This is a genomic window from Salmonella sp. NW722 (assembly GCF_051702785.1).
GTDB lineage: Bacteria > Pseudomonadota > Gammaproteobacteria > Enterobacterales > Enterobacteriaceae > Salmonella > Salmonella enterica.
The window spans coordinates 305,376-330,129 of record NZ_JAMMIN010000005.1 but is presented as its reverse complement, the minus strand read 5'-3'; the positions used below and the strand labels follow the sequence as shown (position 1 = coordinate 330,129).

Genomic DNA, 24,754 nt, shown 5'->3' with positions numbered 1-24,754 from the left:
TTAGGCGTTAACTTATTTTCTCCATATATTAGTTCGTGGATGGTGGGTATGCTGCCATTTCCACCAGGAGCAATCCTAAGGGATGTACTCAATGTATTTTTTGTGGCGTTAGTGCTAGTTCGATTTGTCATTGATAGGAAAAAAACTTATTTTCCGTTGATTTTTACTATTTTTTCATGGTCGGCGGTAATACTATGGGTAATAGCGTTAACTATATTCTCACCGGATAAAATTCAAGCAATTATGGGGGGGCGGAGTTATATTTTATTCCCGGCAGTTTTCATAGCATTAGTGATTTTAAAAGTATCATACCCGCAATCCTTAAATATTGAAAAAATAGTTTGCTACATAATTTTTCTAATGTTTATAGTTGCGACAATATCTATTATTGATGTACTAATGAATGGAGAGTTCATTAAATTGCTCGGATATGATGAGCATTATGCAGGAGAACAATTAAACTTAATTAATAGCTATGATGGGATGGTCCGGGCTACAGGCGGTTTTAGTGATGCTCTCAATTTTGGATATATGCTCACATTAGGTGTTTTGTTATGTATGGAGTGTTTTTCCCAAGGATATAAAAGATTATTGATGCTTATTATTAGTTTTGTGCTATTTATAGCGATCTGCATGAGTCTTACTAGAGGAGCAATACTTGTTGCTGCGCTTATTTACGCACTTTATATAATTTCAAATCGGAAGATGCTTCTTTGTGGAATAACTTTATTTGTAATAATTATACCCGTTTTAGCAATTTCTACTAATATTTTTGACAACTATACAGAAATTTTGATCGGCAGGTTTACAGATTCGTCTCAGGCATCGCGTGGATCTACACAGGGACGGATAGATATGGCAATTAATTCATTAAACTTCCTGTCAGAACATCCATCAGGTATAGGTCTGGGTACTCAAGGTTCAGGAAACATGCTTTCGGTAAAAGATAATAGGTTAAATACGGATAATTATTTTTTCTGGATCGCCCTTGAGACTGGTATTATTGGCTTAATCATAAATATTATTTATCTAGCAAGTCAATTTTATTCTTCAACTTTACTAAATAGAATATATGGCAGTCATTGTAGCAATATGCACTATAGATTATATTTTCTCTTTGGAAGTATATATTTTATAAGTGCAGCGTTAAGTTCAGCACCTTCGTCATCAACTTTTTCTATATATTATTGGACAGTTTTAGCTTTGATTCCATTTTTAAAATTAACAAATAGACGGTGCACGCGATAATGAATAATAAAAAGGTTTTGATGGATATTAGTTGGTCTAATAAAGGGGGTATTGGACGTTTTACTGATGAAATTTCTAAACTACTATGTGATATATCTAAGGAGGAACTATATAGAAAATGTGCTTCTCCGCTGGCCCCATTAGGTTTAGCAGTCAATATTTTTCTGCGAAAGAAAACTGATGTGGTTTTTCTTCCTGGCTATATCCCACCACTTTTTTGTTCGAAAAAGTTCATAATAACAATACATGATCTAAATCATCTGGATTTAAATGATAATTCCTCTCTTTTTAAGAGGTTATTTTATAATTTTATAATAAAGCGCGGTTGTAGAAAAGCATATAAAATATTCACAGTTTCGAATTTTTCAAAAGAAAGAATAGTAGCATGGTCAGGTGTAAACCCTAATAAAATAGTCACGGTATATAATGGGGTATCTAGTCTATTTAATGCCGATGTAAAACCATTGAATTTAGGCTATAAATATTTGCTATGTGTAGGAAACAGAAAAACTCATAAGAATGAGAAGTGTGTTATATCTGCCTTTGCCAAAGCAGATATTGATCCAGCAATAAAACTCGTTTTTACTGGTAATCCTTGTAATGATTTAGAAAAACTAATAATACAACATGGTTTAAGTGAACGTGTAAAGTTCTTTGGGTTCGTGTCTGAAAAAGATTTACCATCGTTATATAAGGGCTCGTTAGGATTAGTTTTCCCTTCTTTATATGAAGGTTTTGGATTACCTGTAGTGGAGAGCATGGCCTGTGGTATTCCTGTATTAACTTCTCTAACTTCATCATTGCCAGAGGTGGCTGGAGATGCAGCGATTCTTGTCGACCCTCTTTCGGAAGATGCTATTACTAAAGGAATTTCGAGGTTAATTAATGATTCTGAACTTCGTAAGCATTTAATCCAAAAGGGGCTTTTGCGGGCAAAGAGGTTCAATTGGCAAAACGTGGTTAGTGAGATTGAAATGGTACTGACAGAGGCATGTGATGGAAATAAATGAAATAAAAATATCTCTCGTTCATGAGTGGTTATTAAGTTATGCAGGCTCCGAACAGGTATCATCTGCCATCCTGCATATTTTTCCTGAAGCGAAGTTATATTCGGTGGTTGATTTTCTAACGGATGAACAAAGAAGACATTTTCTGGGGAAATATGCGACTACCACATTTATTCAAAATTTACCTAAAGCTAAAAAATTTTACCAGAAATATTTACCACTAATGCCACTGGCTATTGAACAACTTGATTTATCAGATGCTAATATCATCATTAGTAGCGCCCATTCCGTTGCAAAAGGTGTTATTTCCGGACCAGATCAGCTTCACATTAGCTATGTTCATTCTCCTATTCGATATGCGTGGGATTTACAGCATCAGTACCTTAATGAGTCTAACCTGAATAAAGGAATTAAAGGTTGGTTAGCAAAATGGCTTCTTCACAAAATACGAATTTGGGATTCTCGAACCGCAAATGGGGTTGATCATTTTATAGCTAATTCTCAATATATCGCGCGTAGAATTAAAAAAGTATACAGACGTGAGGCTTCAGTTATATATCCGCCTGTAGATGTGGATAATTTTGAAGTAAAAAATGAAAAGCAAGACTATTATTTCACAGCATCCCGTATGGTACCCTACAAACGTATTGATCTTATTGTCGAAGCCTTTAGTAAAATGCCGGAAAAGAAATTAGTAGTTATTGGTGATGGACCGGAGATGAAAAAAATAAAGAGCAAGGCTACAGACAATATAAAATTGCTCGGTTATCAATCTTTTCCTGTTTTAAAAGAGTATATGCAGAGCGCCAGGGCGTTTGTTTTTGCAGCGGAAGAGGACTTTGGAATAATACCTGTCGAAGCTCAAGCTTGCGGTACCCCTGTTATTGCCTTTGGGAAGGGGGGGGCCTTAGAAACCGTTCGCCCACTAGGTGTAGAGGAACCGACTGGCATTTTCTTCAAGGAACAGAATATTGCTTCTTTGCATGAAGCTGTTAGTGAATTTGAAAAAAATGCATCATTTTTTACATCTCAGGCTTGTAGAAAAAATGCAGAAAAATTTTCTCGATCAAGATTTGAACAAGAATTTAAGAACTTTGTTAATGAAAAGTGGAATCTTTTCAAAACAGAACAGATTATTAAACGTTAATTATGGTTTATTGAATGTCTAAATTAATACCAGTAATAATGGCCGGTGGGATTGGTAGCCGTTTGTGGCCACTTTCACGTGAAGAGCATCCGAAACAGTTTTTAAGCGTAGATGGTGAATTATCTATGCTGCAAAACACCATTAAAAGATTGACTCCTCTTTTGGCTGGAGAACCTTTAGTCATTTGTAATGATAGTCACCGCTTCCTTGTCGCTGAACAACTTCGAGCTATAAATAAACTAGCAAATAACATCATATTAGAGCCAGTGGGGCGTAATACAGCCCCAGCTATAGCGCTGGCCGCTTTTTGTTCACTTCAGAATGTCGTCGATGAAGACCCGCTTTTGCTTGTCCTTGCTGCGGATCATGTCATCCGCGATGAGAAAGTGTTTCTTAAAGCTATCAATCACGCTGAATTTTTTGCAACACAAGGTAAGCTAGTAACGTTTGGTATTGTACCCACACAGGCCGAAACTGGCTACGGTTATATTTGTAGAGGTGAAGCAATCGGGGAAGATGCTTTTTCTGTAGCCGAATTTGTAGAGAAGCCTGATTTCGATACAGCGCGTCATTATGTAGATTCAGAGAAATATTATTGGAACAGCGGTATGTTCCTTTTTCGTGCAAGTAGTTACTTACAAGAATTAAAGGATCTGTCCCCCGATATTTACCAAGCATGTGAAAATGCGGTAGGGAGTATTAATCCTGATCTTGATTTTATCCGTATTGATAAAGAAGCATTCGCAATGTGCCCTAGTGATTCTATCGATTATGCGGTAATGGAACATACTAGGCATGCAGTTGTCGTACCGATGAATGCCGGCTGGTCAGATGTGGGGTCATGGTCTTCACTGTGGGATATTTCTAAGAAAGATCCACAACGTAATGTATTACATGGCGATATTTTTGCATATAATAGTAAAGATAATTATATCTATTCTGAAAAATCGTTTATTAGTACAATCGGAGTAAATAATTTAGTTATCGTGCAGACAGCAGATGCCTTATTAGTATCTGATAAAGATTCAGTCCAGGATGTTAAAAAAGTTGTTGATTATTTAAAAGCTAATAATAGAAACGAACATAAAAAACATTTAGAGGTTTTCCGACCGTGGGGAAAATTTAGCGTAATTCATAGTGGCGATAATTATTTAGTTAAAAGAATAACTGTTAAACCAGGCGCGAAGTTTGCTGCTCAGATGCATCTCCATCGTGCTGAGCATTGGATAGTGGTATCTGGTACTGCTTGTATTACTAAGGGGGAAGAAATTTTTACAATTTCGGAGAATGAATCAACATTTATACCTGCTAATACAGTTCATACGTTAAAAAACCCCGCGACTATTCCATTAGAACTAATAGAAATTCAATCTGGCACCTATCTTGCGGAGGATGATATTATTCGCCTGGAGAAACATTCTGGATATCTGGAGTAATGAATTGATGAAAAATATATATAATACTTACGATGTTATCAACAAATCTGGAATTAATTTTGGAACCAGTGGTGCCCGCGGCCTTGTTACCGATTTTACACCCGAAGTTTGCGCAGCATTTACCATTTCCTTTTTGACAGTAATGCAGCAAAGATTCTCATTTACAACGGTTGCGCTCGCAATTGATAATCGTCCAAGCAGTTACGCGATGGCTCAAGCTTGTGCTGCTGCTTTGCAAGAAAAAGGAATTAAAACCGTTTACTATGGCGTAATTCCAACACCTGCTTTAGCTCATCAATCAATTTCCGATAAAGTACCTGCAATCATGGTTACTGGCAGTCATATCCCTTTTGACCGTAATGGCCTGAAATTTTATAGGCCAGATGGTGAAATTACTAAAGATGATGAGAATGCTATTATTCATGTTGAAGCCTCATTTATGAAGCCTAAGCTTGAACAATTGACAATTTCCACAATCGCTGCTAGAAATTATATTCTACGATATACCTCATTATTTCCAATGCCATTCTTAAAAAATAAGCGCATTGGAATTTATGAGCATTCTAGTGCGGGTCGTGATCTCTATAAGACGTTATTCAAAATGTTGGGTGCTACAGTTGTTAGTTTAGCAAGGAGCGACGAATTTGTTCCTATTGATACTGAAGCTGTAAGTGAAGATGATAGAAATAAAGCAATCACATGGGCAAAAAAATATCAGTTAGATGCTATATTTTCAACTGATGGTGATGGAGATCGCCCTCTGATAGCTGACGAATATGGAAATTGGTTAAGAGGAGATATATTAGGCCTTCTGTGCTCTCTCGAATTAGCTGCTGATGCAGTCGCTATTCCTGTAAGCTGCAACAGTACAATCTCATCTGGTAACTTTTTTAAACATGTGGAACGAACAAAGATTGGTTCACCCTATGTGATTGCAGCATTTGCTAAATTATCTGCAAACTATAATTGTATAGCTGGTTTTGAAGCGAATGGTGGCTTTCTGCTAGGTAGCGATGTTTATATTAATCAGCGTTTACTTAAGGCATTACCAACACGTGATGCTTTATTACCTGCCATTATGCTTCTGTTTGGTAGCAAGGACAAAAGTATTAGTGAGCTTGTTAAAAAACTTCCTGCTCGCTATACCTATTCAAACAGATTACAGGATATAAGTGTTAAAACAAGTATGTCTCTAATAAATCTTGGTTTGACAGATCAAGAGGATTTTTTGCAGTATATTGGTTTTAATAAACATCATATATTACATTCTGATGTTACTGATGGCTTTAGAATCACTATCGATAACAATAATATTATTCATTTACGACCTTCAGGCAATGCCCCTGAGTTGCGTTGCTATGCGGAGGCTGACTCGCAAGAGGATGCATGTAATATTGTTGAAACTGTTCTCTCTAATATCAAAAGCAAACTGGGTAGAGCTTAATGGCTGTTGATATAGAGCGTTTCTTTCCAGTAATACTTTGTCTGGTTATCTGGTACCCAGGTTGAGGGTGAGGATTAAATGGATCGTTTTGATAATAAGTATAACCCAAATTTATGCAAAATATTATTGGCTATATCAGATTTATTGTTTTTTAATGTAGCCTTATGGGCATCGCTAGGTGTTGTATATTTAATCTTTGATGAAGTTCAGCGATTTGTACCACAAGAGCAATTGGATAATCGATTTATATCACATTTTATTCTATCTATAGTATGCGTTGGATGGTTTTGGGTTCGGCTGCGTCACTATACATATCGAAAGCCATTCTGGTATGAGTTGAAAGAGGTTATTCGTACTATCGTTATTTTTGCTGTGTTTGATTTGGCTTTAATTGCTTTTACAAAATGGCAGTTTTCACGCTATGTCTGGGTGTTTTGTTGGACTTTTGCCATAATCCTGGTGCCTTTTTTTCGCGCACTTACAAAGCATTTATTGAACAAGCTAGGTATCTGGAAGAAAAAAACTATCATCCTGGGGAGCGGACAGAATGCTCGTGGTGCATATTCTGCGCTGCAAAGTGAGGAGATGATGGGGTTTGATGTTATCGCTTTTTTTGATACGGATGCGTCAGATGCTGAAATAAATATGTTGCCGGTGATAAAGGATACTGAGACTATTTGGGATTTAAATCGTACAGGTGATGTCCATTATATCCTTGCTTATGAATACACCGAGTTGGAGAAAACACATTTTTGGCTACGTGAACTTTCAAAACATCATTGTCGTTCTGTTACTGTCGTCCCCTCGTTTAGAGGATTGCCGTTATATAATACAGATATGTCTTTTATCTTTAGCCATGAAGTTATGTTATTAAGGATACAAAATAACTTGGCTAAAAGGTCGTCCCGTTTTCTCAAACGGACATTTGATATTGTTTGTTCAATAATGATTCTTATAATTGCATCACCACTTATGATTTATCTGTGGTATAAAGTTACTCGAGATGGTGGTCCGGCTATTTATGGTCACCAGCGAGTAGGCCGGCATGGAAAACTTTTTCCATGCTACAAATTTCGTTCTATGGTTATGAATTCTCAAGAGGTACTAAAAGAACTTTTGGCTAACGATCCTATTGCCAGAGCTGAATGGGAAAAAGATTTTAAACTGAAAAATGATCCTCGAATCACAGCTGTAGGTCGATTTATACGTAAAACTAGCCTTGATGAGTTGCCACAACTTTTTAATGTACTAAAAGGTGATATGAGCCTGGTTGGACCACGACCTATCGTTTCGGATGAACTGGAGCGTTATTGTGATGATGTTGATTATTATTTGATGGCAAAGCCGGGCATGACAGGTCTATGGCAAGTGAGTGGGCGTAATGATGTTGATTATGACACTCGTGTTTATTTTGATTCCTGGTATGTTAAAAACTGGACGCTTTGGAATGATATTGCCATTCTGTTTAAAACAGCGAAAGTTGTTTTGCGGCGAGATGGTGCGTATTAAGCTTACCGAGAAGTACTGAATAATAATTGTATAAAATAGCCTGCGTAAAATCTGAACGCATCAATCGCTACCTTAATATCATACCTTTGAGTTAACATACTATTCACCTTTAACCTGCCATGACCGTTTGTGGCAGGGTTTCCACACCTGACAGGAGTATGTAATGTCCAAGCAACAGATCGGCGTCGTCGGTATGGCAGTGATGGGGCGCAACCTCGCGCTCAACATCGAAAGCCGTGGTTATACCGTCTCCGTTTTCAACCGCTCCCGTGAAAAGACCGAAGAAGTGATTGCCGAGAATCCCGGCAAAAAGCTGGTGCCTTATTACACGGTGAAAGAGTTTGTTGAATCCCTCGAAACGCCTCGTCGTATCCTGTTAATGGTGAAAGCGGGCGCAGGTACTGATGCAGCTATCGATTCGCTGAAACCGTATCTGGAAAAAGGCGATATCATTATTGATGGCGGTAACACCTTCTTCCAGGACACAATCCGTCGCAATCGCGAGCTGTCTGCGGAAGGTTTTAACTTTATCGGTACCGGTGTTTCCGGTGGTGAAGAGGGCGCGCTGAAAGGGCCATCTATCATGCCTGGCGGTCAGAAAGATGCCTATGAACTGGTGGCGCCGATCCTGACGAAGATTGCTGCTGTGGCGGAAGATGGCGAACCGTGCGTGACCTATATCGGCGCCGATGGTGCTGGTCACTACGTCAAGATGGTCCACAATGGTATTGAATATGGCGATATGCAGCTTATCGCTGAAGCTTACTCCCTGCTGAAAGGCGGCCTGAACCTCAGCAATGAAGAGTTGGCGAACACTTTTACCGAGTGGAATAACGGCGAGCTGAGCAGTTATCTGATCGACATCACTAAAGACATCTTCACTAAAAAAGATGAAGACGGAAACTACCTGGTGGATGTCATTCTTGATGAAGCCGCCAACAAAGGGACCGGTAAATGGACCAGCCAGAGCGCGCTGGATCTGGGCGAACCGCTGTCGCTGATTACCGAATCTGTCTTTGCGCGTTACATCTCTTCGCTGAAAGCGCAACGTGTTGCCGCATCTAAAGTGCTCTCCGGCCCGAAAGCGCAGCCGGCGGGCGACAAAGCGGAATTTATCGAGAAAGTGCGTCGCGCGCTGTATCTTGGCAAGATCGTCTCCTATGCGCAGGGCTTCTCGCAGTTACGCGCCGCGTCTGATGAATATCACTGGGATCTCAACTACGGCGAGATTGCTAAGATTTTCCGTGCGGGTTGTATCATTCGCGCTCAGTTCCTGCAGAAAATCACCGATGCTTACGCAGAAAACGCTGGTATTGCCAATTTGCTGTTAGCGCCTTACTTCAAGAAAATTGCTGATGAGTACCAGCAGGCGTTGCGTGATGTTGTGGCTTACGCGGTGCAGAACGGCATTCCGGTGCCGACATTCTCTGCGGCAGTGGCCTACTATGACAGCTATCGCGCCGCAGTACTGCCAGCTAACTTAATTCAGGCGCAGCGTGACTACTTTGGTGCGCACACCTATAAACGTACTGATAAAGAAGGCATTTTCCATACCGAATGGTTGGAGTAATTTCTGCAAAAATGTTTAAGCCCGGTTTAATACCGGGCTTTTTTTTATCTCTATTCTTATTGATTTATCGCTTTTGCTTAATATTAACTTAATAATCTGTGTTTATCGTAATGAAGATAATCTGAATTGTTTTCGTCTGCGTTGCACTTTATATACTCAGGCGTTAAAACTTTAATATCTTATCAGGATGCGAAATACATCATGATTCATAATTAAGTTAATTCTGAGAGCGAATAATGAAAATCACGATATCCGGGACGGGTTATGTTGGCTTGTCTAATGGTTTGCTTATTGCACAACATCATGATGTGGTGGCGTTAGACATTGTTCCTTCCCGTGTTGAACTGTTAAATGATCGGATATCTCCGATTGTTGATAAAGAAATTCAGCAATTTTTAAAGGAAGATAACATCAGATTCAGGGCAACGCTGGATAAGTTTGATGCGTACCAGAATGCAGATTACGTCATTATTGCTACGCCTACGGATTACGATCCCAAAACCAACTATTTTAATACGTCCAGTGTGGAATCGGTCATTCAGGATGTGATCAGCATCAACCCCGCAGCCGTGATGATTATTAAGTCTACGGTGCCGGTTGGCTTCACGACGGCAATGCGTCAGAAGTTTGCGACAGAAAATATCATTTTCTCTCCGGAGTTTTTACGTGAAGGTAAAGCCCTTTACGATAACCTTTATCCCTCCCGTATCGTGATTGGGGAACAGTCTGAGCGCGCCAGAGAATTTGCCGCATTACTCCAGGAAGGCGCTATTAAACAGGAGATTCCAACGCTGTTTACGGACTCCACTGAGGCGGAAGCTATTAAACTTTTCGCCAATACTTATCTCGCTATGCGAGTCGCTTATTTTAATGAATTAGACAGCTATGCTGAAACGTTAGGATTAAATACCCGACAAATTATTGAAGGGGTGTGCCTCGACCCGCGTATTGGCAATCATTATAATAATCCCTCTTTTGGTTATGGCGGATATTGTTTGCCAAAAGATACCAAACAGTTGCTGGCCAATTATCAGTCGGTGCCTAATAATATTATCTCCGCTATCGTTGAAGCAAACCGTACGCGTAAAGATTTTATTGCCGACGCTATCCTCGCCAGAAAGCCTAAAGTGGTGGGCATTTATCGCCTGATTATGAAGAGTGGCTCCGATAACTTCCGCGCCTCATCGATTCAGGGGATTATGAAGCGCATTAAAGCGAAAGGCGTAGAGGTCATCATCTATGAGCCGGTAATGGAAGAAGATACTTTCTTTAACTCACGTCTTGAACGTGATTTGCACTGCTTTAAACAGCAGGCGGATGTCATTATTTCCAACAGGATGGCGGCAGAGCTTTTGGATGTTGCTGAAAAAGTGTATACCCGCGATCTTTTCGGTAGTGATTAATAAGGCAATCGGGGCTGATGAGTCCCGATGATTTATTGACCAAATGGAAATAATGTCTGATTTTTATCATTAATCCTATGGCATATATTTGCTTTATGACTACACTGTCTCCAGCTTCATCCTTTTTTTAGTTAGGGTATCTATGACAGTGGATAGTAATACGTCTTCCGGGCGTGGGAACGATCCGGAACAGATTGATTTGATTGAGTTATTGCTACAGTTATGGCGTGGGAAGATGACCATTATTGTAGCCGTTATTATCGCCATTTTGCTGGCCGTAGGCTACCTGATGATAGCCAAAGAAAAATGGACATCCACGGCGATTATTACCCAACCTGATGCCGCGCAGGTTGCCACCTATACCAATGCGCTCAACGTCTTGTATGGCGGCAATGCCCCCAAAATCTCTGAAGTGCAGGCGAATTTTATAAGCCGCTTTAGCTCTGCGTTTTCCGCATTATCGGAAGCGCTGGATAATCAGAAAGAGCGGGAAAAGCTCACCATTGAACAGTCGGTAAAGGGGCAGGCGCTGCCACTCTCGGTTTCTTATGTGAGTACTACCGCTGAAGGGGCGCAGCGTCGGCTGGCGGAATATATCCAACAGGTGGATGAAGAGGTCGCTAAGGAACTGGAAGTTGACCTGAAAGATAACATCACGCTGCAAACCAAAACGTTGCAGGAGTCCCTTGAGACGCAGGAAGTTGTGGCGCAGGAGCAAAAAGATCTGCGTATTAAGCAAATCGAAGAAGCGTTGCGCTATGCGGATGAGGCCAAAATCACGCAGCCGCAGATTCAGCAAACCCAGGATGTTACCCAGGACACGATGTTCCTGTTGGGGAGCGATGCGCTAAAATCGATGATACAGAACGAAGCGACGCGTCCACTGGTCTTTTCTCCGGCCTATTTCCAGACGAAGCAGACACTGCTGGACATTAAAAATCTGAAAGTGACTGCCGATACGGTGCACGTCTATCGTTATGTGATGAAGCCGACGCTGCCGGTCCGTCGCGATAGCCCGAAAAAAGCCATTACCCTTGTGCTGGCTGTATTGCTGGGTGGGATGATCGGTGCCGGGATTGTGCTGGGACGCAATGCGCTACGTAGCTATAAGCCAAAAGCCTTGTAAGCTTCTTTGCCGGATGGTGGTCGGCTACGACAGGTAAAATTTCTCATTAAAAAACCGGGCATTGCCCGGTTTTTTTACGCTTATTGATGACGCTTACGAAGATTGTCGATCACGGTGGTGAGGTTGAGATCCTGATCCTGCAACAGCACCAGCAGGTGATACATCAAATCAGACGCTTCATTGGTTAATTCAAAACGATCATTGACGGTGGCCGCCAGCGCGGTTTCCACACCTTCTTCGCCAACTTTTTGCGCAATACGTTTGGTACCGCTGGCGTACAGTTTCGCCGTGTAAGAGCTGGCCGGATCGGCGGTTTTGCGCTCTGCCAGTAGCTGCTCCAGTTGATACAGGAATAACCACTGATGGCTGGCGTCGCCAAAGCAACTGCTGGTACCTTTGTGGCAGGTCGGCCCGACAGGGTTTGCCAGCACCAGCAGTGTATCGTTGTCGCAATCTGCCGCAATGCTGACGACATTCAGCACATGGCCTGAGGTTTCGCCTTTGGTCCATAAACGCTGTTTCGTGCGTGAGAAGAACGTGACATGGCCGGATTCAATGGTTTTGTCCAGCGCTTGTGGGTTCATATAGCCCAGCATCAATACTTCGCCGGATACCGCATGTTGCACGATGGCTGGCATCAGGCCATCGGTTTTTTCCCAGTCCAGCTCGCGGCGTTGTTGCTCTGTTAACATATCCTGATCTCCACGCCCTGGCCTGCCAGGTACGCTTTTAATTCGCCAATATTGATGATTTGCTTGTGAAAAACGGAGGCGGCAAGCGCGCCGTCGACATCGGCATCACGGAATGCCTCAAGAAAGTGTTCCATTGTGCCCGCGCCGCCGGAGGCGATCAGCGGCACGCGGCAAACGTCACGGACTTTTTTCAACTGCGTCAGATCGTAACCGTTACGCACACCGTCCTGGTTCATCATATTCAGGACGATTTCCCCCGCGCCGCGCTGTTGTACCTCTTGCACCCAATCCAGCGTCTCCCACTGCGTCACGCGGGTACGGTTTTCATCGCCGGTATACTGGTTAACATGATATTTCCCCGTGGCGTCGTCAAACCAGGTATCAATCCCGACGACAATGCACTGTACGCCAAAACGGTCAGCCAGACGGGTAATCAGCGTTGGGTCAGCCAGCGCCGGGGAGTTGATAGAGATCTTATCCGCCCCGAAAGAAAGAATTTTGGCGGCGTCGTCAATTGACCGGATACCGCCCGCTACACAAAACGGAATGTCGATCACCTCGGCAACGCGCGCCACCCAGCTTTTATCGACTACGCGGCCATCGCTGGAGGCGGTAATGTCATAGAACACCAGTTCGTCCGCGCCTTCGTCGGCATAGCGTTTGGCCAGCGGAACGATATCGCCAATGATCTCATGGTTGCGAAACTGTACGCCTTTTACCACCTGACCATCACGAACATCCAGACACGGAATTATACGTTTTGCCAGCATTGGATGGCCTCCTTAACGGTAAATTTCCCTTCTAACAGCGCGCGCCCGACAATCACCCCGCGCACGCCGGTGCCGCGCAGGGCGGCAATATCATCGATATCGCCAATACCGCCGGAGGACTGAAAGGCGATCTGCGGATATCTGGCGCATACCTCTTCGTACAGCGAAACGTTAGAGCCCGCCAGCGTGCCGTCGCGAGAAATATCGGTACACAGTACATGTTTCAGGCCGACGGGGAGATAGGTCTCCACCAGTTGTTCCAGCGAGACACCGGAATTTTCCTGCCAGCCGCTAACCGCCACCTGCTTGTTGCCGTGTTCGTCTATGCGAACGTCCAGCGCCAACACCAGCGCCTGCGCGCCAAAACGTTCAAACCAGCCTTTCACCACGTCAGGGGATTTCACCGCCGTTGAACCGATGACCACACGGGCAACGCCAGCTTTCAGTAATGCCGCAACGTCTTCTTCGGTACGCACGCCGCCGCCGACCTGAACAGGCACGTTCACGCCCGCGACCAGGGTTTTAATCAGCGGTATCTGTCGCTTAGCCGGATCTTTAGCGCCGGTCAGATCTACCAGATGCAGCACCCCGGCGCCCTGGGCGGCGTAATCCTGCAAACGGGGCAGGGGATCGTTACCGTAATCCCGCTGCCGGGCGTAGTCACCCTGGTGGAGACGCACCACGGTGCCGTCAATTAAATCTAATGCCGGAATAATCATTACATCTCCAGGAAGTTTTTCAGCAACTGTGCGCCCGCCGCGCCCGAACGTTCCGGATGGAACTGTACGCCGAAGAAATTATCTTTCTGTACCGCCGCGGTAAACGGCTCGCCGTAATTGCACTGGGCGATAGTCCACGGGTTGACCGGCATCGCGTAGCTGTGAACAAAGTAAAAATAGGCGCCATCTTCAATGCCCTGAAACAGCCGGTTGCCCGCCTGCGGATACACGCGATTCCAGCCCATGTGCGGCAGCGGCAGACCAAAGTCGGTCATTTTCGGCACGTCTTGTTCGATAATGTTCAGCAGATCCACGCCGCGCGTCTCTTCGCTGCGACGACCCAGCAGTTGCATCCCTAAGCAGATACCCAGTACCGGCTGAGTACACGCTTTAATTAAGTCGATCAGTTCACGTTCGCGCAGTTGATCCATAGCGGCCTGCGCCGTACCGACTCCGGGCAGAAAGAGTTTGTCAGCGCGTAATACGATTTCCGCTTCGCGGCTGACCACCGGGGTGTAACCGTGGCGCGCCACGGCGGATTTTACCGAGCTTAAATTGGCGCAGCCGGTGTCAAGGATGACGACGTTCATCACAGCACTCCTTTCGAGGACGGTAATGTATCGCCCTCCACGCGAATAGCCTGGCGTAGCGTCCGACCAAAGGCTTTAAACAAACTTTCGACACGGTGGTGATCGTTCTTACCCTTAGTCTTGAGATGCAGAGTGACGCCCATCGTGTAAGAGAGTGAGCGGAAAAAGTGTTCAATCATCTCTGTGCTCAAATCGCCCACACGCTGGTAGGTAAATTCAGCTTTATATTCCAGATGCGGACGACCGGAAATATCCAGCGCGCAGCGCGCCAGACATTCATCCATCGGCAGTACAAAGCCAAAACGGCAGATACCGCGCTTGTCGCCGAGTGCCAGTTTTAATGCCTCACCGAGCGCCAGTCCGGTATCTTCTACCGTGTGGTGATCGTCGATATAGAGATCGCCCTTAACGGTAATCTCCATGCGAAAGCCGCCGTGGGTGGCGATTTGATCGAGCATATGGTCAAAGAAGCCGACGCCGGTATTAATCTTGCTGTTGCCTTCGCGATCCAGCCAGACGCTGACATCAATCTGTGTCTCTTTGGTGTTGCGGACCACATGCGCATAGCGATCGCGTTTCGTTAGCTGTTCGCCAATCATCGTCCAGTTCAGCGTTTCACGGTGATAGCGTAAACCAGTAATGCCCATGTTATCAGCGAGCTGGATATCGGTCGCACGATCGCCAATCACATAGCTGTTGGCGCTATCCATCGCTTGTTCCGCAAGATAACGCTCCACCAGCTTCACTTTGGGCTTGCGGCAGTCGCAGTCGTCTGCGGGCAGGTGAGGGCAGATCAGCACCTCATCAAAGCGTACGCCCTGAGAGGTGAAAATCTGCATCATCAGGTTGTGCGGTCCGTCGAAGTCCGCCTGCGGGAAGCTTTGCGTGCCAAGTCCATCCTGGTTAGTGATCATCACCAGCTTAAAACCGGCTTTTTGCAGCTTCAGCAATACGGGAATCACCTCTGGCTCAAAGGCCAGTTTATCAAAGCGGTCTACCTGAAAATCGCTCGGTGGTTCGGAAATTAAGGTTCCGTCCCGGTCGATGAAAAGATACTTCTGACTCATACTGGCTCCGCACGTAAGGCGTCAATGACGCGCTGGTTTTCCTGGCGGGTGCCGACCGTAATCCGCAGGCAGCCGCTTAAAGAAGGTTGTTTATTCTGATCGCGTAAGATAATGCCCTGATCCCATAAGGATTTAAACACGCTGCTGGAGGCGGTAAACCGCGCCAGAATATAGTTGGTTTCAGAGTCAAAGACGTGTTCTACGCAGGCGGTCTGTTGCAGGGCATTCACCAGATACTGACGTTCCTGCACTGTCTGCGCCACGCGATCGCGCATTGCGTTTATTCCCTGCGGGCTCAGCGCCTGGGCGGCGATATCCGCCACTGGCGTAGAAAGCGGATAAGGGGCGATCACTTTTAACAGCAGGTTGATCACCTCTTCATTAGCCAGCGTAAAGCCGCAGCGCAGACCCGCCAGCGCAAAAGCTTTCGACAATGTGCGCAGGATAACCAGATGAGGATATTCAACCAGCCAGCCTGTCAGCGTGGCCTGCGGGCAAAACTCAATATAAGCTTCGTCGGCGACGACTATCGCTTTACCGCGTGTCAACTCCAGCAGCGTGCGCAGATCCTGCGGGTTGATAAGTTGCCCGGTGGGATTATTGGGGCTACAAACGAACACCACTTTTGCGCCGTCAAGGTTGTCGGAAATCCCCTGTAGATCCAGCTGCCAGTTTTCAAGCGCGGGAACCGTCCGGCGCTCTACGCCAATGGTTTCGGCGCTGACGCTGTACATACCGTAAGTGGGCGGACAGTAGAGAATGGCGTCTTTTCCCGGTTCGCAGAAGGCGCGGATCACCAGTTCGATCCCTTCATCCGCGCCGCGGCTGACCAGCACCTGCTCCGGCTTTACGCCAGCATATTGCGCGTAGTTTTCAATCACGGCCTTTGGCTGGCACTCCGGGTAGCGGTTAAGCGTTTGTTGGGTGAGCTGAAACTCCACCGCTGTCGGGAATTCATTCGCGTTCAGCCAGACATCGCCGTTACCGCCCAGACGGCGGGCGGACTGATACGGTACCAGGTTGCGGACATTTTCACGGGCTAAGTCAGCGACGCTGAGAGTGTTTTCAGTGCTCATGCTTGCTCCTTGAGGGCGTTTACGCGCAGGGTCACGGCATTTTTATGGGCGGTCAGACGTTCTGCCGCCGCCAATGTTTCAATGGTTGATGCCAGAGCGGAAAAGCCCGCTTTCGACAGTTCCTGAACGGTCATCCGTTTCTGGAAATCCGCTAACCCAAGGCTGGAACAGGTAGCAGTATAGCCATAGGTCGGTAAAACATGGTTGGTTCCGGAAGCGTAATCACCGGCGGATTCCGGCGACCAGTCGCCGAGAAATACCGAGCCTGCGCTGGTAATCGCATCCACCAAATCGCGCGCATTGCGCGTCTGGATGATTAAGTGTTCCGGCCCATACTGATTAGAGATGGCGACGCACTGCGCTAAATCTTTGGTCACAATCAGACGACTGGCGCTCAGGGCCTGCCGGGCGGTGTCCGCGCGCGGCAGCTCCGCCAGTTGACGTTCTACCGCCTCCGCCACCTTGCGGGCAATGTCAGCATCAGGCGTCAGCAGGATCACCTGGGAATCCGGACCGTGCTCAGCCTGGGAGAGCAGGTCAGAAGCGACGAAATCCGGTGTTGCGCCGCTGTCGGCGATCACCAGCACTTCAGACGGCCCGGCAGGCATATCGATAGCCGCGCCGTCGAGGCGCTGGCTGACCTGACGCTTGGCTTCGGTTACAAAGGCGTTGCCGGGGCCAAAAATTTTATCCACTTTCGGTACGGACTCGCTGCCGAAGGCCAGAGCGGCAATCGCCTGCGCGCCGCCGACGTTAAAGATTTCCTGCACGCCACACAGTTGCGCCGCATAGAGGATTTCATCAGCGATGGGCGGCGGCGAGCACAGAACCACGTTCTGACATCCCGCAATGCGCGCCGGCGTCGCCAGCATCAGCACCGTTGAGAAGAGCGGAGCCGAGCCGCCGGGAATATACAGACCGACAGACGCGACGGGACGCGTAACCTGCTGGCAACGCACGCCTGGCTGGGTTTCCACATCTACAGGCGGTAGCGTCTGCGCGGAATGGAACGTTTCAATATTTTTGACGGCAGCGGCCATCGCCTGTTTTAATTCGTCGCTCAGACGCGCGCCGGCGGCGGCGATCTCTTCAGGGGTAATGCGTAGCGCTGTCACTTCTGTTTTATCAAATTTAGCGCTGTATTCACGCAGGGCATCGTCACCGCGTGTTTTTACATTATCCAGAATATCGCTGACCGTTCGGGTAATACTGTCAGAGGCGGAAATCGCCGGACGCGTCAGTAGCGCACGCTGCTGTTCAGGGCTACAGCTGTTCCAGTCAATCAGGGTATTGAAGCTCATGGTCTTTACTCCATCACAGGGTTCCGCCTTATCCGGCCTACAGAACCCAAAATATCAACGCATTACGTAGGCCTGATAAGCGCAGCGCCATCAGGCGTCAGATCACTCCATCATCTTCTCGATCGGCAGTACCAGAATCGAGCTGGCGCCAAGCGCTTTCAGTTTCTCCATGGTTTCCCAGAACAACGTTTCGCTGCTGACCATGTGCATCGCCACGCGCTGTTGCTCGCCCGCCAGCGGCAGAATTGTCGGCCTTTCAGCGCCTGGCAGCAGGGCGATAACCTCTTCCAGGCGTTCACTTGGCGCGTGCATCATGATGTATTTCGATTCGCGCGCCTGAATCACGCCCTGAATACGGGTCAGCAATTTATCGATCAGCTGTTGCTTGCTCTGTGCCATCTCACCGTCGCGCTGAATCAGACAGGCTTTAGAGCGGTAGATAACTTCGACTTCACGCAGGCCGTTAGCTTCAAGCGTCGCGCCGGTAGAGACCAAATCGCAGATAGCATCGGCCAGCCCCGCGCGCGGCGCGACTTCGACAGAACCATTTAACAGACACGATTTAAAAGAGACGCCTTTCTGGTCGAGGTAGCGTTTGAGGAGGTGCGGATAAGAGGTAGCGATACGTTTACCGTCCAGCGCGGCCGGGCCGTCCCAGGCTTCGTCAACCGGCGTTGCCAGCGATAAACGGCAGCCGCCGAAGTCAAGACGGCGCAGGGTAAAATAGCGCGGATCTTCGCCCTGCGCGCGGCGGTTGAGTAGCTCTTCTTCCAGCACGTTCTCGCCGATAATGCCGAGATCGACCACGCCATCCATCACCAGACCCGGAATGTCATCATCACGCACGCGCAGGATATCAATCGGCATGTTTTCCGCCATCGCAATCAGGCGCTGAGTGTGTAAATTAATTTTTATGCCGCAGCGGGCCAGCAATTCTCGTGAATCATCGCTTAAACGGCCTGATTTCTGAATAGCTATGCGTAAGCGGGTGTTGTCTAACATTCTGCGTTCCTCTTTATCCTGTCTGAACCGGTCTGTATCGCGCGCCAAAAAAAAGCCCCCGGAAGATGATCTTCCGGGGGCTTTCTCATGCGTTCATGCACCACTGGAAGATCTGAATGTCTTCCAGCACACATCGCCTGAAAGACTAGTCAGGATGATGGTGATGATGGTGGTGTTTAAATTGAACGCGTGTCATAAAAATTCCGATGAATGCTTATTCATTTGATACCTTTTAACCTAAACCACTTTTACGCCTTAAAGCAAGCGCTTTTTTCATTTCGCATTTATAGTATGAATTGTCAGTCACGGCGGGCTGGCGTAGCCTTATGTATAAGGCGTTAAAGTCAGGAGAAAATGGATGAAAAAGGTCGCAATTGTCGGTTTAGGTTGGTTAGGCATGCCGCTGGCAATGTCGCTGGCAGCGAGAGGCTGGCAGGTTACCGGCAGCAAAACCACCCTTGACGGGGTGGAAGCGGCCCGTATGAGTGGAATTGAAAGCTATCCGCTGCGTCTGGAGCCGGAGCTGGTCTGTGAGGCGGACGATCTTGACGCTCTGCTGGATGTCGATGCGCTGGTGATAACACTGCCCGCGCGCCGTAGCGGTCCGGGAGAGGATTTTTATCTGCAGGCGATGCAGGAGCTGGTCGACAGCGCGCTGGCTTATCGTATCCCGCGTATTATTTTTACCAGTTCGACGTCTGTTTACGGCGATGCGCAAGGCGTGGTGAAAGAGAATACGCCGCGTAATCCGGTCACGGCCAGCGGGCGTACCCTGAAGGAACTGGAAGATTGGCTGCATAATCTGCCGGGCACGTCAGTAGATATTCTGCGGCTGGCGGGGTTGGTCGGGCCTGGACGCCATCCCGGTCGTTTCTTTGCCGGAAAAACCGCGCCGGATGGTCAACACGGGGTCAATCTGGTGCATCTTGAAGACGTGGTTGGCGCAATTACCCTCTTGCTACAGGCGCCGAAAGGAGGGCACATCTATAATATATGTGCGCCGGCGCATCCAGCCCGCAACGTGTTTTATCCGCAAATGACGCGCTTGCTGGGAATGGCGCCGCCGCATTTTCGTGACGCACCGGACAACGGCAAAGGGAAGATTATCGACGGTAGCCGGATTTGTAATGAGCTGGGATTTGAATATCAATATCCCGATCCGCTGGTGATGCCGATGGAGTGAGTCGCTGTCCAGCAGGTGGTCGCCATATAGCGCAAGGGGACGAGTATGAAACCACTGCTGGACGTTCTGATTATTCTTGATGCGTTAGAAAAAGAAGGCAGCTTCGCGGCGGCGTCGGCAAAATTATTCAAAACGCCGTCCGCCCTCAGTTATACCGTTCATAAGCTGGAAAACGATCTTAATATCCAACTGCTCGACCGTAGCGGGCATCGCGCGCGATTTACGCGAACCGGTAAGATGCTACTGGAAAAAGGCCGTGAAGTGCTGCACACCGTTCGCGAGCTGGAAAAGCAGGCGATTAAACTGCATGAAGGCTGGGAGAACGAACTGGTCATCGGTGTGGATGATACCTTTCCCTTTTCTCTTCTGGCCCCGCTTATCGACGCTTTTTATCAACGCCACAGCGTGACGCGCCTTAAATTTGTCAATGGCGTTCTCGGCGGTTCATGGGAGACGCTGACGCAGGGAAGGGCGGATATCATCGTTGGCGCCATGCGCGCGCCGCCGCCTGACACCGGCTTTGGCTTTGCAAGACTGGGCGATCTTGAACTGGTGTTTGCTGTCGCCCCGCATCATCCGCTGGTTCATGAAGAGGAACCGCTTAGCCGCCAGACGATCAAACGTTTTCGCGCGATTGTGGTTGGCGATAGCGTCCATTCCTCGCGATCAATAGGGTCTGAACTGCTCGACGCTCAGGAAGCGATTACCGTGTTTGATTTTAAAACCAAGCTGGAGCTGCAAATTAGCGGCCTGGGATGCGGCTATTTACCGCGTTATCTGGCGCAGCGATTTTTGGAAAGCGGCGCGCTTATAGAGAAGAAAGTTGTAGCGCAAATCGTCTATGAACCGGTGTGGGTTGGCTGGAATGAACAGACCGCCGGGCTGGCCAGCGGCTGGTGGCGGGATGAAATTTTAGCAAATAATGCTATTGCTGGGGTGTATGCAAAATCGCCGGTTTAAAAATCAATCGCTTATGAAAAATAATTTTTTGAACGCGCTCGCATTCTCTTGTCATTTCACTTCAATTTAGGGCAGAATACGCCGCTTGCAAAAAATGACACTAACCGACGTTTTAATACGCGTCGGTTATTTTTTTGCTTCAAACACATCATTCAATACCAAGAGGCCGGGCTTCGTACCGGATAGATACTTACTTAAAAATCGACAGTTGTTGTCGCTGAGGAATCCAGAAAATGGGGCAATTTTTTGCTTACGCGACGGCATTCGCCGTAAAGGAGAATGACCATGTCGCATAACGTTACTCCAAACACCTCTCGCGTGGAATTACGTAAAACGCTTACGTTAGTTCCGGTTGTAATGATGGGTCTTGCCTATATGCAGCCGATGACGCTGTTCGATACATTTGGTATCGTTTCAGGCCTCACTGACGGTCACGTACCGACGGCGTATGCATTCGCGTTAATCGCGATTCTGTTTACGGCGTTGAGCTACGGGAAACTGGTGCGTCGCTATCCTTCCGCGGGTTCGGCGTACACCTATGCCCAGAAATCCATCAGCCCGACCGTTGGCTTTATGGTGGGTTGGTCTTCTCTGCTCGATTATCTGTTCGCGCCGATGATCAACATTCTGTTGGCGAAAATTTATTTTGAAGCGCTGGTGCCCTCCATTCCGTCATGGGTGTTTGTCGTGGCGCTGGTGGCCTTTATGACGGCCTTTAACCTGCGCAGCCTCAAATCAGTCGCTAACTTCAACACCGTGATTGTGGTGCTACAGGTAGTGCTGATTGCGGTCATTCTGGGCATGGTGGTTTATGGCGTATTTGAAGGCGAAGGCGCCGGTACGCTGGCGAGCACCCGTCCGTTCTGGTCCGGCGATGCGCACGTTATCCCGATGATTACGGGAGCGACGATCCTGTGCTTCTCCTTTACTGGCTTTGACGGCATCAGTAACCTGTCGGAAGAGACCAAAGATGCTGAACGCGTGATCCCGCGTGCGATTTTCCTGACCGCGCTGATTGGCGGCCTGATCTTCATCTTTGCAACCTATTTCCTGCAATTGTACTTCCCGGATATCTCTCGCTTTAAAGATCCGGATGCGTCTCAGCCGGAAATCATGCTGTACGTGGCGGGTAAAACCTTCCAGGTGGGCGCGCTGATCTTCTCTACTATCACCGTGCTGGCTTCCGGTATGGCAGCGCATGCAGGCGTAGCGCGCCTGATGTACGTAATGGGGCGCGACGGCGTATTCCCGAAAAGCTTCTTCGGTTACGTTCATCCGAAATGGCGTACGCCAGCGATGAACATCATCCTGGTCGGGGCGATCGCGCTGCTGGCGATTAATTTTGACCTGGTGATGGCGACGGCGCTGATTAACTTTGGTGCGCTGGTCGCGTTTACCTTTGTTAACCTGTCGGTGATTTCGCAGTTCTGGATCCGTGAGAAGCGTAATAAAACGTTGAAAGATCACTTCCAGTATCTGTTCCTGCCGATGTGCGGCGCGCTCACGGTTGGTGCGTTGTGGGTTAACCTGGAAGAGAGCTCAATGGTACTGGGCCTGATCTGGGCGGGTATCGGGCTGATTTATCTGGCGTGCGTAACTAAAAGCTTCCGCAACCCGGTTCCACAGTACGAAGACGTCGCGTAATCGCACGTATTATCGGCAATAGTAAAACCGGAGGCAGTGCCTCCGGTTTTTTTGTCATCCAGCATGTTTACCGGATGGTGGCGTCACTCTTTATCCGCTCTGGATTAACAATGTCCGTCAGGCATTGGTCAATTACACAATCTCGGTTGCGTACTGCCACAGTGATTTCAGCAACCCCAGCTTTGTTTTATCTTCCGCATACTGCTGAGAAAGCATCTGCAATTCATTGGCATACTGTTGTAAAAACTCCGGCGTCAGCACCTGACGGCGATGCTCCAGCCAGCGCTGCTGCTCTGCGTCATCCAGCGTACCGGGAAAATTGCGTGCGCGGTAATTAAACAGCAGCTTCTCAATGCGCTTATCGACAAAAGTAATATCCAGCGCGGGCAGGTTACGCGGCTCGGTTTCGAGTACGATTTTCATGGCTGCGCGATCGGCATCGCTGAAAAAACCATCATAAAGCTGGGCATCAACGTTATCCGAGGCGGCAAAAGGTTCGGCTTCGGCAAAAATCGCCACCACTTTGTCGCGGACCTGCGGGTTTTCACGCAACACTTTCAGGTTATCCAGGCAATGCTGGCGGTTAATTCCCAGTCGGTCGGCATCCTCCGGGCGCAAGGTATTCGCCTGCGCCAGTACCGGACATTTATTGATATGCACCAGCTTTACCGGCACTGCGACGTGATCGCCAAGATCGGCTTTGGCCGTATAAAGCCGCTCGCGAAGGGTGTCGCTGTCCAGCTCAAGAAGAGGAGAAATATCGCCTGCTAAATCGACCATGATCACCGCGTTACGGTTTTCAGGATGCCACGCCAGCGGCGCGACCCAGCTTGTATTACCGCGCCACGCGCCAAACATGCCGGAGACATGCACCAGCGGCTTCATTTGCGGAACGTCAATCAGCGCCGCCAGTTTATGTTTACTGCGGTGGCTATAAAGATAATCAAACAGCCGCGGCTGGCGTGTTTTCACCAGTTGCGCCATCGCAATAGTGGCGTAGACATCCGCCATTGCATCATGCGCGTTGCTGTGTTCGATCCCGTTCGCCTGGGTTAAATGTTCCAGACGAAAGCTGGGCAGGCCGTCGTCGTTTTCCGGCCAGTTAATTCCCTCCGGGCGCAGCGCATAACAGGCGCGCATGACATCCAATAGATCCCAACGTGAATTATCATGCTGCCAGCTCCAGGCGTAGGGATCGTAAAAGTTGCGATAAAAAATATTGCGCGTGACTTCATCATCAAAACGTACATTGTTGTAGCCCACAACGCAGGTTTTAGGAACGGTAAACAGCGCATGAATGCGTCTGGCGAAAGCGGCTTCGTTTTCTCCTTTCTCACGCGCTTCCTGCGGCGTGATGCCGGTAATCAGCACCGCGCCGGGCTGCGGTAGATAATCATCGGCGGGTTTGCAGTAAAACACCTCCGGCTCGCCAATAACGTTGAAGTCGTTATCCGTACGGAGCGCGGCGAATTGCGCAGGTCTGTCGAGGGCCGGATGCGTACCGAAGGTTTCGTAATCGTGGAAGAGGAATGTGCTCTGTATGCTGTCGTTTTTAACTGTCACTTGATGTACACGCCTGATGTTATCTGTATATGAAATATTTTATTCTTTTATTTTGTCGTTGATTGATTGTATTTGTACACCAATTGATATCGTTGCTAATGTTCGTACATGCGATGGTGAGTACAAAATACTAAAATGATCATCAGCGACACTAAGCTACGCTCCCTCTATGGTAAACCATATTCCGGTCCATCTGAAATTACTGATTCTGATTTAGTACTGTATGGAATTTAGGCCAGGGTCAATCTGGCCGGGAGCTCAAAAAATGCATGGACTAAAACGGGTCTATTTACAAAG

Annotated in this window: 23 protein-coding genes, 1 pseudogene and 1 other annotated feature; of the genes and pseudogenes, 14 read left to right on the top strand and 10 right to left on the bottom strand. The window is 47.5% G+C overall.

The genetic code is table 11. From position 1 onward, the window contains the following. Positions 1–48: 48 nt before the first annotated feature. The 9 genes from NA330_RS14690 to wzzB all read left to right on the top strand — a co-directional run bounded on the left by NA330_RS14690 (position 49) and on the right by wzzB (position 11,890). Entirely contained in the window at positions 49–1,248 is a 1,200-nt protein-coding gene (locus tag NA330_RS14690) for an O-antigen polymerase (RefSeq protein WP_001529369.1), read from the top strand. Next, the gene (locus NA330_RS14685) at positions 1,248–2,258 is read left to right on the top strand and encodes a glycosyltransferase family 4 protein (protein ID WP_001060529.1); all 1,011 of its coding nucleotides are present in this window, start codon (positions 1,248–1,250) and stop codon (positions 2,256–2,258) included. The genes NA330_RS14690 and NA330_RS14685 overlap by 1 nt, the downstream gene beginning before the upstream one ends. Further along, positions 2,245–3,402: a glycosyltransferase family 4 protein gene (locus NA330_RS14680; protein WP_023242365.1), complete on the top strand. Its 1,158-nt coding sequence runs from the start codon at positions 2,245–2,247 to the stop codon at positions 3,400–3,402. The genes NA330_RS14685 and NA330_RS14680 overlap by 14 nt, the downstream gene beginning before the upstream one ends. Positions 3,403–3,416: 14 nt before the next feature. Next, positions 3,417–4,838 (top strand): mannose-1-phosphate guanylyltransferase/mannose-6-phosphate isomerase, encoded by a 1,422-nt coding sequence (locus tag NA330_RS14675; RefSeq protein ID WP_001519056.1) that lies wholly within the window; start codon positions 3,417–3,419, stop codon positions 4,836–4,838. Positions 4,839–4,845: 7 nt separating this feature from the next. Further along, a complete protein-coding gene (locus tag NA330_RS14670) occupies positions 4,846–6,282 on the top strand; it encodes a phosphomannomutase (RefSeq protein ID WP_000790547.1) in 1,437 nt (478 codons plus the stop codon). Between the two features lie 78 nt (positions 6,283–6,360). After that, positions 6,361–7,791 carry an undecaprenyl-phosphate galactose phosphotransferase gene (locus tag NA330_RS14665; protein ID WP_000373565.1) on the top strand — a complete coding sequence of 477 codons (1,431 nt, stop codon included), beginning with the start codon at positions 6,361–6,363 and terminating at the stop codon, positions 7,789–7,791. Between the two features lie 163 nt (positions 7,792–7,954). Next, complete coding sequence (gene gndA, locus NA330_RS14660; protein ID WP_000043532.1) at positions 7,955–9,361, top strand: NADP-dependent phosphogluconate dehydrogenase; 1,407 nt, start codon at positions 7,955–7,957, stop codon at positions 9,359–9,361. A 236-nt stretch (positions 9,362–9,597) separates the two neighbouring features. Further along, the gene (ugd, locus tag NA330_RS14655) at positions 9,598–10,764 is read left to right on the top strand and encodes a UDP-glucose 6-dehydrogenase (protein ID WP_000704829.1); all 1,167 of its coding nucleotides are present in this window, start codon (positions 9,598–9,600) and stop codon (positions 10,762–10,764) included. A 142-nt stretch (positions 10,765–10,906) separates the two neighbouring features. Beyond that, on the top strand, positions 10,907–11,890 hold the full coding sequence (wzzB, locus tag NA330_RS14650) for an LPS O-antigen chain length determinant protein WzzB (protein ID WP_021000486.1): 984 nt from the start codon (positions 10,907–10,909) through the stop codon (positions 11,888–11,890). An 80-nt stretch (positions 11,891–11,970) separates the two neighbouring features. Here the strand turns inward: wzzB and hisIE are convergent, their stop codons facing one another. The 9 genes from hisIE to hisL all read right to left on the bottom strand — a co-directional run bounded on the left by hisIE (position 11,971) and on the right by hisL (position 19,303). Next, the gene (hisIE, locus tag NA330_RS14645; RefSeq protein WP_017441797.1) at positions 11,971–12,582 is read right to left on the bottom strand and encodes a bifunctional phosphoribosyl-AMP cyclohydrolase/phosphoribosyl-ATP diphosphatase HisIE; all 612 of its coding nucleotides are present in this window, start codon (positions 12,580–12,582) and stop codon (positions 11,971–11,973) included. Beyond that, a complete protein-coding gene (hisF, locus tag NA330_RS14640) occupies positions 12,576–13,352 on the bottom strand; it encodes an imidazole glycerol phosphate synthase subunit HisF (RefSeq protein WP_000880125.1) in 777 nt (258 codons plus the stop codon). Before hisF ends, hisIE begins: the two co-directional genes overlap by 7 nt. Continuing rightward, complete coding sequence (hisA, locus tag NA330_RS14635; RefSeq protein WP_000586406.1) at positions 13,334–14,071, bottom strand: 1-(5-phosphoribosyl)-5-[(5-phosphoribosylamino)methylideneamino]imidazole-4-carboxamide isomerase; 738 nt, start codon at positions 14,069–14,071, stop codon at positions 13,334–13,336. The genes hisF and hisA overlap by 19 nt, the downstream gene beginning before the upstream one ends. Continuing rightward, positions 14,071–14,661: an imidazole glycerol phosphate synthase subunit HisH gene (gene hisH, locus NA330_RS14630; RefSeq protein WP_001103591.1), complete on the bottom strand. Its 591-nt coding sequence runs from the start codon at positions 14,659–14,661 to the stop codon at positions 14,071–14,073. The genes hisA and hisH overlap by 1 nt, the downstream gene beginning before the upstream one ends. Continuing rightward, positions 14,661–15,728 (bottom strand): bifunctional histidinol-phosphatase/imidazoleglycerol-phosphate dehydratase HisB, encoded by a 1,068-nt coding sequence (gene hisB, locus NA330_RS14625; protein ID WP_000080050.1) that lies wholly within the window; start codon positions 15,726–15,728, stop codon positions 14,661–14,663. Before hisB ends, hisH begins: the two co-directional genes overlap by 1 nt. Further along, complete coding sequence (gene hisC / locus NA330_RS14620; RefSeq protein WP_000102710.1) at positions 15,725–16,804, bottom strand: histidinol-phosphate transaminase; 1,080 nt, start codon at positions 16,802–16,804, stop codon at positions 15,725–15,727. The genes hisB and hisC overlap by 4 nt, the downstream gene beginning before the upstream one ends. Further along, on the bottom strand, positions 16,801–18,105 hold the full coding sequence (gene hisD / locus NA330_RS14615) for a histidinol dehydrogenase (protein WP_000009613.1): 1,305 nt from the start codon (positions 18,103–18,105) through the stop codon (positions 16,801–16,803). The genes hisC and hisD overlap by 4 nt, the downstream gene beginning before the upstream one ends. Positions 18,106–18,207: 102 nt before the next feature. Then, on the bottom strand, positions 18,208–19,107 hold the full coding sequence (hisG, locus tag NA330_RS14610) for an ATP phosphoribosyltransferase (RefSeq protein ID WP_000886600.1): 900 nt from the start codon (positions 19,105–19,107) through the stop codon (positions 18,208–18,210). 46 nt (positions 19,108–19,153) lie between these two features. After that, positions 19,154–19,277, bottom strand: a sequence feature (His leader region). Continuing rightward, positions 19,253–19,303 (bottom strand): his operon leader peptide, encoded by a 51-nt coding sequence (gene hisL / locus NA330_RS14605; protein WP_001364200.1) that lies wholly within the window; start codon positions 19,301–19,303, stop codon positions 19,253–19,255. It overlaps the preceding feature by 25 nt. A gap of 162 nt (positions 19,304–19,465) precedes the next feature. Here hisL and NA330_RS14600 point away from each other — a divergent pair, with 162 nt between their 5' ends. From NA330_RS14600 to plaP, 4 genes are all read left to right on the top strand, one after another. Continuing rightward, positions 19,466–20,290, top strand: coding sequence for an SDR family oxidoreductase (locus NA330_RS14600; RefSeq protein WP_000754712.1), 825 nt, complete (start codon positions 19,466–19,468; stop codon positions 20,288–20,290). A 45-nt stretch (positions 20,291–20,335) separates the two neighbouring features. Continuing rightward, positions 20,336–21,250, top strand: coding sequence for a LysR family transcriptional regulator (locus tag NA330_RS14595; RefSeq protein WP_000803316.1), 915 nt, complete (start codon positions 20,336–20,338; stop codon positions 21,248–21,250). Positions 21,251–21,483: 233 nt separating this feature from the next. Continuing rightward, positions 21,484–21,546: a membrane protein YoeI gene (yoeI, locus tag NA330_RS14590; RefSeq protein WP_096335044.1), complete on the top strand. Its 63-nt coding sequence runs from the start codon at positions 21,484–21,486 to the stop codon at positions 21,544–21,546. After that, positions 21,536–22,894, top strand: coding sequence for a putrescine/proton symporter PlaP (plaP, locus tag NA330_RS14585; RefSeq protein WP_001519005.1), 1,359 nt, complete (start codon positions 21,536–21,538; stop codon positions 22,892–22,894). The genes yoeI and plaP overlap by 11 nt, the downstream gene beginning before the upstream one ends. Before the next feature lie 132 nt (positions 22,895–23,026). Here the strand turns inward: plaP and sbcB are convergent, their stop codons facing one another. After that, positions 23,027–24,457, bottom strand: coding sequence for an exodeoxyribonuclease I (gene sbcB, locus NA330_RS14580; RefSeq protein ID WP_000216702.1), 1,431 nt, complete (start codon positions 24,455–24,457; stop codon positions 23,027–23,029). Positions 24,458–24,592: 135 nt separating this feature from the next. Between sbcB and NA330_RS14575 the strand changes: the two are divergent. Further along, positions 24,593–24,670 (top strand): annotated as a pseudogene (locus tag NA330_RS14575) (hypothetical protein); the annotation flags it as partial. Between the last annotated feature and the right edge of the window lie 84 nt (positions 24,671–24,754).